This is a genomic window from Roseateles sp. (assembly GCF_036404855.1).
GTDB lineage: Bacteria > Pseudomonadota > Gammaproteobacteria > Burkholderiales > Burkholderiaceae_C > Pelomonas.
Map to the genome: position 1 here is coordinate 31952 of NZ_DASWYS010000068.1, position 8319 is coordinate 40270.

The following is an 8319-nucleotide window of genomic DNA, read 5'->3' on the forward strand; positions in this document are numbered from 1 at the left end:
GGCCCTCAAAGCTCCGCGACGCCCTTCACCCGCACCGGCATCGACACCGGCTGTGCGGCGACTTCCACGGCGCGGCCGTGGAAGCGATCCAGCAGCGTCTGCCGCTGCTGCTTCACGGCGACGACGTTGGCATGCTTGACATGGCCGTAGCCGCGGATCTTCTCGGGCAGGCGGGCCAACTCGACGGCGGTGTTGAGGTTGTCATCCGTCAACGACCCCAGGATCTCGTCGACCAGTTTCTCGTAGTCTTGGATCAGCTGACGCTCCATGCGACGCTCCTCGGTTCTGCCGAAGATGTCCAGCGGGCCGCCACGCAAGCCCTTGAACTTCGCCAGCCACTTGAAAGCGGAGAAGGTCCAGGAACCGAGCTCGATCTTCCGGGCGCGCCCGTCGGGGCCGGGCTTGGCGATCAGCGGCGGGGCGAGGTGGAAGCTCAGTCGTTCCCAGTTCTCGAACTGCTCCTTCATCGCGGCGATGAAGCGGCCATCGGTGTACAGCCGCGCCACCTCGTACTCATCCTTGATGGCGAGCAGCTTGGCGTAGTAGCGTGCCACGGCTTGCGTCAGGCGCTGGCCCTTGCCCAGCGGCGCCTCGGCAGTGCGCACCCGCTCCACCAGCGCGCGGTAGCGCTGCGCGTAGGCCGCGTCCTGGTAGTCGGTCAGGAACTTCGCGCGCCGCTCGATGAGGCCATCCGGGCCGTCGAGCTGGTCGTAGTTGAAGAACTTCACGACGTTGACGTCGCCGGCCAGTCGCTGGATGGCGTCGGGGGCGGCGATGGCCAGACGGCCCAGCGCGAAGGCGGTCTTGTTCGCTTCGGCGCCAACGGCGTTCAGTTCGATGGCGCGCATCAGCGCGGCTTCGCTGACGGGGATCAGGCCGCGCTGCCAGCAGGCGCCCAGCATGATGATGTTGCTGGGCAGCGTGTCGCCCATCAGCCGCTGCGAGATGTCCTGTGCGTCGATGGTGTCGAGTGCGCCATGCTCTCCGACGGCGAACTTCATCTTGGCCAGCAGCGAGTCGCCTTGCAGCGACGCGTCCGGGTTGCGCACGAAGCCCGCGGTCGGCAGCTCGTGCGTGTTGGCCAGGATGACCGTGCGGCCAGCCTTCACGGTGCCCAGGGCATCGGGCGAGGCGCCGACCACCATGTCGCAGGCCAGCAGCACGTCGGCCTGCTGGGTGTCGATGCGCACCTGGTTCAACAGGTCCAGCGTCGGCGCGACGCGCACGAAGCTCAGCACGGCGCCGCCCTTCTGCGCGAAGCCCATGAAGTCCAGCACGGAGGCTTGCTTGCCCTCCAGGTGCGCAGCCATCGAGACCAGTGCGCCGACGGTGACGACGCCGGTGCCGCCTACCCCGGTCACCAGCAAGTCGAACGGACCTGTCCAGCGCCAGGGCAAGGGCGGCTGGATGGCGGCGATCTCGCGGGCCAGGTCCTGTGCCGTGTAGCGCGCGCCGGCCTTCTTCTTCAGCACCGGTTCGTGCACGGAGACGAAGCTGGGGCAGAAGCCGTTCACGCAGGAAAAGTCCTTGTTGCAGCTGCTCTGCTCGATGGCGCGCTTGCGGCCCCAGTCCGTCTCGACGGGCACGACGCTGAGGCAGTTCGACGCGACGCCGCAGTCGCCGCAGCCCTCGCAGACGGCCTCGTTGATAAAGATGCGGCGCGGCGGATCCGGGAATTCCTTCTTCTTGCGGCGGCGGCGCTTCTCGGCGGCACAGGTCTGGTCGTAGATCAGCACCGTGACGCCTTCGATGTCGCGCAGCTCGCGCTGCACGGCGTCCAGTTCGCTGCGGTCGTGGAAGGTCGTGCCGGCGGGGAACAGGCCGTGGTGGCCGTCGTACTTGCCGATCTCGTCGGACACCACGACCAGGCGCTTCACACCTTCGGCCTCCACCTGGCGAGCGATCTGCGGCACGCTGGTCTGGCCGTCCACAGGCTGGCCGCCGGTCATGGCGACGGCATCGTTGTAGAGGATCTTGTAGGTGATGTTGGCCCGCGCCGCGATGGCCTGGCGGATGGCCAGGTATCCCGAGTGGTAGTAGGTGCCGTCGCCCAGATTCTGGAAGACGTGCTTCTCTTTCGTGAAGCGGCTGTGTGCGGCCCAGTCCACGCCTTCGGCGCCCATCTGGATCAGGCCCGACGTGCCGCGCTCCATCCAGCTCGCCATGAAATGGCAGCCGATGCCTGCCAGTGCGCGTGACCCTTCGGGCAGTGTGGTCGAGGTGTTGTGCGGGCAGCCCGAGCAGAAGTAGGGCTGGCGGCGCACCGCGTCGGCGGCGTTGGACAGCAACTGGGGCGTCAGGAAGTCGACGACGAGGTGGCGGCGGTCCAGTGCCGGGTTGAGTCGCGCCAGCCAGTCGGCCACCGTGCCCATGATGCGGCTCGGACGCAGCTCGCCGAGGGCAGACAACACCGCGCAGCCGTGCTCGTCGGTCTTGCCGACGACGCGCGGGCGCTGGAAGTCGGGCAGGTGGTACAGCAACTCCTTGATCTGGCGCTCGACGACCGGCCCCTTTTCCTCGATGACGAGCACGTCGGTCAGGTTGGAGCAGAACTCGACGATGCGCGTCGGCTCCAGCGGGAACACCAAGCCCACCTTGTAGACGCGCACGCCGGCGGCGGCCAGCGCGTTGGGGTCCAGGTCCAGCCGGCGCAGCACTTCCATGAAGTCGTAATGCGCCTTGCCGACGGTCACGATACCCAGCGTTGCCGCGGGGCTGGTGACGATGTGCTTGTCGATGCTGTTGACCTTGGCGAAAGCCTTCACCGCGTCGACCTTGTGCGCCAGGCGCGACTCCAGTTCCAGCGACGGCAGGTCGACCGAGCGGATGTGCAGATTCGTCGGGGCCGTGTAGTCGACGGCATGCTCGAAATCCAGCGGTACGGCGTCCAGGTTCACCGTCATGCCGCTCTCGACGACCTCGGAGATGGCCTTGAAGCCCACCCAGGCGCCGGAAAAGCGGGACAGCGCCCAGCCGTAGAGACCGAACTCCAGGTACTCGGCCACATTGCCCGGATGGACCAGCGGCATGCTCCAGGCCTGCAGCGCCTGGTCGCTCTGGTGCGGTGTGCTGCTGGACACGCAGCCGTGGTCGTCGCCGACGACGACCAGCACGCCACCCTTTGTCGACGTGCCATAGACGTTGCCGTGCTTCAGCGCGTCGCCTGAACGGTCAACACCCGGCCCCTTGCCGTACCACATCGCGAACACGCCATCGACGGTGCGCTGCGGATCCAGCGCGACGCGCTGCACGCCGAGGCAGGCCGTGGCGGCCAGGTCCTCGTTGATGGCGGGCAGGAACTCGATGTGAGCGGCGTCCAGGAACTTCTTCGCCTTCCACAGCTGCTGGTCCACCATGCCCAATGGCGAGCCGCGGTAGCCGGACACGAAGCCCGCGGTGTTCAGCCCGGCGCGCTCATCCTGCTTCTTCTGGGCCAGCAGCAGCCGCACCAGGGCCTGCGTGCCGGTCAGGAAGACGGCGCCGGTTTCAGCCGCGAGGTTGTCGCTGAGCTGATAGGGGCGCAGGGTGGGGGTGTCGGACATTGAAGGCTCCTTGGGGCGGGAAATTCTTCCCGCGGATGGGCGCAATAACTTGCCTCAATGCGAGTGCTTTGCCCGTCGGATGAGATGATTCTTCTCCAAAGAGGCCAATCATGGAAAAACTTGAACTCGATCGTGCCAGCCTGCAGATCCTGGAGGCCCTGCAGGCCGACGCGCGGCTGTCCACCCAGGCCCTGGCGGACAAGGTGGGCCTGTCGGCCACCCCCGTGTGGCGGCGCGTGAGGGAAATGGAAGAGCGTGGCGTCATCCGCGGCCAGGTGGTGCTGGTGGACCGCGAGAAGGTTGGCCTGTCCATCTGCGTGCTGGCCAACGTCAGCCTCGTGCGGCACAGCGAAGGCGCCGTGGAGCAGTTCGAGCGTCTGGTCACGACGCGGCGCGAGATCATCGAATGCCATGCCATCACGGGCGAGGCTGACTACGTCATCAAGGTCGTCGCCGCCGACATGAAGGCCTACGACCTCTTTCTGCAGCAGCACATCTTCAAGCTGCCCGGCGTGTCCAGCGTGCGTAGTAACGTCGTGTTGCGCGAAGTCAAGTACGAGACAGCGCTGCCGGTGTGACACAGTAGGTCCGTCGCCACTCGCCACCGGCCATGGACTCCTTCTTCGCCCAGCTTTCCCATTCCGTCAGCAAGGCCCGCACGCTGGAAGACCTGACCCGGCCGCTGCTCGAGATGCTTGAGGCCGTGACCGGCCTGGAATCGACGTATCTGACAACGATCGACCTCGACAACGGGCTGCAGCACGTCATGTACGTGCGCAACTCGCGCGAGCTGCAAATTCCCGAGGGCTTGACCGTGCCCTGGGGAGACACCTTGTGCAAACGGGCTCTCGACGAGGGGCGGCCGTACACCGACTGCGTCGCCAGCCTCTGGGGCGACTCCGATGCGGCGCGTCAGCTCGGCATCCAGACCTATGTCAGCACGCCGGTGCGCACCGATGATGGCGCCCTGTACGGCACGCTGTGCGCCGCCAGTTCGGCGCGCCGGCCGCTGACCGCGGAGGCCGAGCACGTGCTGCGCCTGTTCGCACGCCTCATCGAGCAGCATGTGGAGCGTGAGCGCCTCGTCGAGAAGCTTCAGCGCGCGAATGCCGAACTGCAGACGCAGGCCCTGACAGACGCATTGACCGGGCTGCTGAACCGCCGGGCACTGATGCGGGAGCTGACCCAGCTGGCCGCGCTGGCCCAGCGCACCGGCACCTGGCTGTTGGCCGGCGCCATCGACCTGGACGGCTTCAAGCAGATCAATGACACCTACGGTCACGACGCGGGCGACGAGTTCCTGTGCAGCACGGCCGCACAGCTGCAAGCGGCCCTGCGCGGTGGCGACGTGCTGGCGCGCATGGGCGGCGACGAGTTCGTCGTCATCGGCCTCGGCCCCAAGCTGGACGAGGACGGCGCGGCGGCTGCGGAGCTGCTGCAGCTGCGCCTGGCCTCCGCCACTGCTGGCCGGCACCCGGCTGGCGCCACCAGCGTGGACTACGCCGGCGCCAGCGTCGGTGTGGTTTGTCTGGACCCCCAGCGGGTAGACATCGAACAAGTGCTGCGCGAGTCCGACGCGGCGATGTACCGCGTCAAGCTGGCGCGTCGCCACCAGGGCTGAGCAAGGCCAGTGCGGCGCTGAAATCCAGCCGCTGCACGGCGTTCCGCAGCTGATCGAAGGACGCCTCGCCGCGGGCGGAGCGCAGCGCCGGCGCCAGCGCGTCGAACAGGTCCAGGGCCGCCAGGTCCTGAGCATGCAGCGCCTCGCGCAAGCGCGCCAACGCTTTCGTGTCCGGCAGGGCCGCGGCCTCAGGCCTCTCGGTCTGATGCGCCGCCTCGCGCTGTCGCAGCCATGGGCGAGCCTCTGTCGCGAGCTCGGCCAGCAGGCGACCTACCTCGTGCAGGTCCGTGTCGAAGCGGGCGCCGGCCCGTGCCTGGGCCTCGCCGCGTCGTGCCGTTTCGGACAGGGCCGTCGCCCCGAGCAGGGCAGCGCTGCCGCCGAGCTTGTGCAGACGCGCCGCCACCCACGCGGCCTCGGGTGAGGCGGGTGGCGCCACCAGGTCGGTGAACTCGTCCAGCAGGCGGGCCAGCAACTGGGCGAAGAAGTCGACGTCGCCCTGCAGATGCGCCCGGGCTTGCACGCCGGCAATGCCGGACAACACAGGCCAGGGCGAAGGCGGCCGCACGTCGCTCGCGTGCACGGAGGCCGGCAGGAGGGGCGGAAGGGGGGGCGGCAGCGCGCGCTCCACCCGCCGGCGCAGCAGCAACACCAGATCGTCAGGGTCGAAGGGCTTGCTGACGAAGTCATTCATGCCGGCGTCCAGGGCGCGCTGGCGCTCGCTGAGCAGGGCGCCGGCAGTCAGCGCGATCAGCGGCAGCTCGCGCAGGCCGAGCTCGGCACGAATACAACGCGCCGCGGCCAGCCCGTCGAGCACCGGCATCTGCACGTCCAGCAGCACGGCGTCGAATCCGGAGGGCTCGGCCCGCAGCAGGGCAATGGCAGCCGCACCGTCGTGGGCCAGCGTGATGACGGCACCTTCCTCCTCCAGGATGCGCTGGGCCACCTCACGGTTGATGGCGCTGTCGTCAGCCACCAGGATGCGCACGCCGGGCAGTCGCTGCACGGTCGCGGTGGCGTGCTCGCAGCCCGGCAAGGGCCTCGGCGGCGTTGCGGGCCGGGCGTCGTCGCGGGCCGGCTCGAAGGTGAGGCGCACCACGAAGCGCGAGCCGGTGCCGGGCGTGCTGCTGACATCGACTCCGCCGCCCATCAGTCCGCACAACTGCCTGACGATGGACAGTCCCAGGCCCGTGCCGCCGTAGCGCCGCGACGTGGCGCTGTCGGCCTGGGTGAAGGGCGTGAACAGGCGCGCCAGCGCGTCGGGCGGGATGCCGATGCCGCTGTCCTCGACGGTGATCTCCAACGGCAGCGGGCGCGCGCTGGGGTTCGGGCAGCGGGCCGTCAGGCGGACTTCGCCCGCGGCTGTGAACTTGACCGCGTTGGAGAGCAAGTTGCCAACGATTTGGCGCAGCCGCGCCGCGTCGCCGAGCAGCAGCGCTGGCAGGTCTGCGCCCAGGGCCAGCCCGAGCACGATGCCCTTGGCCGCGGCCTGCGGCTGGAACAGGCCGGCGACCTCCTGCAGCAATTGGCGCGGGTCGAAGGGCGCGGCCTCCAGCGCCATCTCGCCAGCCTCGATCTTGGACAGGTCCAGCACCGCGTTGATGATGTCCAGCAGAGAGCGGCTGGCGCTGTTGATCTTGGCCATCAGGTCCTGCTGCTCGGCATTCAGCGGTGTGCGCTCGAGCAGGAAGGACAGGCCCATGACGGCGTTCATCGGCGTGCGGATCTCGTGGCCCATGTTGGCCAGAAACTCGCTCTTTGCCGCGCTGGCCGCATCGGCCGCCTCGGTGGCTTGGCGCAAAGTGTCGGCCACCTCCCTGCGCTCGGTGATGTCCTGCATGGCACCGACCAGCCGAACGACGCGGCCCCCAACTTCGCGCTCGGCGGCGCCGATGGAGTGCAGCCAGCGGGGCGGGCCGTCGGGCGTCGGTAGCTCCAGTTCCAGGTCCCAGCCCTGACCGGTGCGCCTGGCCTCGCGCATGGCGTCGCGCAGGCGCTGTTCGGAGTCGGGCGTGAAGCTGCGCAGCAGGCCTTCGGCGTCCAGCTCGGGGCCGGGGCGGAGTTCCTTCAACGCGTGGGCCGGGGTGGTCCAGACCAGTTGGCGGCTGTCCAGATCCAGCTCCCAGCCGCTGACGCCGGTCATGCGGCCGGCGCGCTCGAGGAAGTCCTTGTTGCGTGCCAACTGGTCGTTGGATTCGCGCAGCGCCGCGTCGCGCTGCTGCAAGGCTGCCGTCATCGCATCCAGCGCCAGGGACAGCTGGCCGAGCTCGTCGTGGCGTCGCAGGCCGCTGCGTGCAGTCAGGTCGCCGCCCTCCACGGCCGCGGCCACGCTGCGCAGTCTGTCGATGGGCCTGAGCACGCGGCGCAGCAGCAGTCCGGCGAGCCCGAGCGTGACGGCTAGCAGCGACAGCTGCGTGGCCACGGTCAGCCAGCGTTGCAGCCGAGCGTCCGCGCGGCGCCTTTCGGCCAGGTAGCGCGATAGGTCAAAGGCGCCGTCACTGACGCGGCGCGTCTCGCCGAAGAGCTGCGCAGTCAGCATCTCCCGACGCGCGTGCGCCTCGGCATCGTCCCGCGCTGCCTCCGCCCGCAGCGCCGTGAACAGGGGCGGCAGTGCCCGTGCCGCGCGCTGCAGCGCGTCGACCGGCGGGCCGGCGTCGATGGCCGCGCAGTCTGCCAGCGCCTGGGACAGCCGTTGGTGTACCAGGTTCCACTCGCGTGCCGTCTGCTCGCCATGGCGCAGGCCGTAGTCCTGCGTCAGCACCAGCAGGCTGGTGGCGTCGCGCGAGATGACGTCCACCATCTGGCTTTGTGCGTCGTCGCCGGCCGCAGCTTGGCGGGCGATGGCGATGCTCGTCAGCCTCAGCGTGACGACCGCCAGCGCGGCGACCATGCAGGCCATCAGGGCCGGACGCAGGCGCATCGGAGCGTCCGGCCGCTCAACCTGCGACGGGCGGCTCGTGGCCGCCGCCGGGCAGGGCGGTACACAGTCGCAGGCCGCCCCCCACCTCGATGCGCGCGGCATCGAGTGCGGCCTGCGCCGCGGCCGCCGCGTCACCCGTGCCGCTCGCGAGCAGGCCTGCGCCCAGGGCCAGCGCGATGCCTTCGCCGCCGGCATCCCGCAAGGCCTGGCGCAGTCGCCGGTCCAGCGCGATGGCTCCG

The 8319-nt window shown here is 69.3% G+C and carries 5 protein-coding genes; 2 read left to right on the forward strand and 3 right to left on the reverse strand.

The window, feature by feature from the left end; translation table 11 throughout:
• Window positions 1-5 precede the first annotated feature (5 nt).
• Entirely contained in the window at window positions 6-3542 is a 3537-nt protein-coding gene (locus VGF12_RS04685) for an indolepyruvate ferredoxin oxidoreductase family protein (RefSeq protein ID WP_331174883.1), read from the reverse strand.
• A 110-nt stretch (window positions 3543-3652) separates the two neighbouring features.
• On the opposite strand from VGF12_RS04685, the gene VGF12_RS04690 reads away from it, so the two are divergent.
• Both VGF12_RS04690 and VGF12_RS04695 read left to right on the forward strand, forming a co-directional pair.
• Entirely contained in the window at window positions 3653-4120 is a 468-nt protein-coding gene (locus VGF12_RS04690) for an Lrp/AsnC family transcriptional regulator (RefSeq protein ID WP_331174884.1), read from the forward strand.
• Between the two features lie 32 nt (window positions 4121-4152).
• Window positions 4153-5163 (forward strand): sensor domain-containing diguanylate cyclase, encoded by a 1011-nt coding sequence (locus VGF12_RS04695; RefSeq protein WP_331174885.1) that lies wholly within the window; start codon window positions 4153-4155, stop codon window positions 5161-5163.
• Here VGF12_RS04695 and VGF12_RS04700 read toward each other — a convergent pair.
• Both VGF12_RS04700 and VGF12_RS04705 read right to left on the reverse strand, forming a co-directional pair.
• Complete coding sequence (locus tag VGF12_RS04700) at window positions 5135-8080, reverse strand: hybrid sensor histidine kinase/response regulator (RefSeq protein WP_331174886.1); 2946 nt, start codon at window positions 8078-8080, stop codon at window positions 5135-5137. The two genes, VGF12_RS04695 and VGF12_RS04700, sit on opposite strands and share 29 nt — an antisense overlap.
• A 16-nt stretch (window positions 8081-8096) precedes the next feature.
• The coding region (locus VGF12_RS04705; RefSeq protein ID WP_331174887.1) for a hypothetical protein at window positions 8097-8319 on the reverse strand (223 nt) is incomplete at its 5' end.

What these genes read in the sequence shown, in the direction of transcription:
- VGF12_RS04685 (WP_331174883.1), bottom strand. Translation starts at nt 3,542, where the DNA reads ATGTCCGACACCCCCACCCTGCGCCCCTATCAGCTCAGCGACAACCTC.
- VGF12_RS04690 (WP_331174884.1), top strand. Translation starts at nt 3,653, where the DNA reads ATGGAAAAACTTGAACTCGATCGTGCCAGCCTGCAGATCCTGGAGGCC.
- VGF12_RS04695 (WP_331174885.1), top strand. Translation starts at nt 4,153, where the DNA reads ATGGACTCCTTCTTCGCCCAGCTTTCCCATTCCGTCAGCAAGGCCCGC.
- VGF12_RS04700 (WP_331174886.1), bottom strand. Translation starts at nt 8,080, where the DNA reads ATGCGCCTGCGTCCGGCCCTGATGGCCTGCATGGTCGCCGCGCTGGCG.